The sequence below is a fragment of the Candidatus Pelagibacter communis genome, from assembly GCF_001179985.1.
Lineage (GTDB): Bacteria > Pseudomonadota > Alphaproteobacteria > Pelagibacterales > Pelagibacteraceae > Pelagibacter > Pelagibacter ubique_J.
Map to the genome: position 1 here is coordinate 1 of NZ_CVSI01000065.1, position 1,234 is coordinate 1,234.

2 protein-coding genes are annotated in these 1,234 nt (G+C 28.3%); one reads left to right on the forward strand and one right to left on the reverse strand.

What is annotated here, in order from left to right:
* The coding region (locus tag AMN80_RS04740; RefSeq protein WP_143323382.1) for an ADP-ribosylglycohydrolase family protein at window positions 1–490 on the forward strand (490 nt) is incomplete at its 5' end.
* 14 nt (window positions 491–504) lie between these two features.
* Here AMN80_RS04740 and AMN80_RS04745 read toward each other — a convergent pair.
* A partial coding sequence (locus tag AMN80_RS04745) for an aminotransferase class I/II-fold pyridoxal phosphate-dependent enzyme (RefSeq protein ID WP_143323383.1) occupies window positions 505–1,234 on the reverse strand: 730 nt, incomplete at its 5' end.

Consider the following 1,234-nt stretch of genomic DNA (forward strand, 5'->3'; position numbering starts at 1 on the left):
AACACTACCTTACTTTTTATATTTTAATAATTTAAAATCTTTAAAAAAAATTATTTCAATAATCACGATATCTAAACTAAGTATTAAATACAGTTTGGCTAAATTTTATTTATTAGATCTTGCTTTAAAAGGTACAAAAGATCCTATAAGAGAATTTACCAAAATTTATAGAAAAAATAATCATTTTAAAAAAATTGTTGAAGATATTAATCTTCTAAAAAAATTAAAAAAAGAACCCCATAGTAAAATAGTTAAGAAATTTGGTATGGCCTGCAGTTATCCTGGAACATTTAATAGCTCTATTCATGCAATTTTGAGTTCAAAGAACTATAAATCAGCTATATTAAAAACAATCAAAGCAGGTGGATGTAATTGTTCTAGATCTAATTTTATCGGTGCTTACTTTTCTGCATTGAAAGGTGTAGGCACGATCCCAAAGGCATGGATAAAAAAAACTATACCTGCAAAAAAAATCTTAAGCCAAAATTAAAATTTTCTTAAATTTTATTTCAAGCTTTCACAAAAGTCAGAGATTTTTTGAAGTGCTTTTTTCAAATTTTCCATAGATGTAGCATATGAAATTCTAAAATAACCTTCCAATCCAAATGCAGACCCTTGCACAACAGCAACGCCATTGTTTTCTAAAAGTGACTGCACAAAATCAGTATCATTTTCAATTTTTTTTCCGTTTATATCTTTTTTACCAATTAAGTTTTTGCAGCTTGGGAAGACATAAAAAGCACCATCTGGTTTTAAACATTTAATTCCATTAATAGAATTAAGTGTATTTACAACAAAATCTCTTCTTTCTTCAAATGCTTTTGCTCTTATAGATATAAAATCTTGATTACCATTAAGTGCCTCTACAGCAGCTGCTTGACTTATTGATGAAGGATTCGTAGTTGATTGTGATTGTATTTTCGATATTGCTTTAATAATTTCTTTTGGACCGGCAGCGTAACCTATCCTCCATCCAGTCATTGCGTATGACTTGCTTACTCCATTCATTGTAACAACTCTATTTTTCAATTCCGGAATTTGAGCAATAGTAAAAAATTTAAAACCACCATAAGTAATGTGCTCATAAATATCGTCACTCAAAATATTTACATGTGGATTTCTTTTTAAAACTTGTGATAAATTTTTTATTTCTTGTTCAGAATAAGTTGACCCAGTTGGATTAGAAGGAGAGTTGATAATTAACCATTTTGTATTATTGGTAATCTTGCTTTCT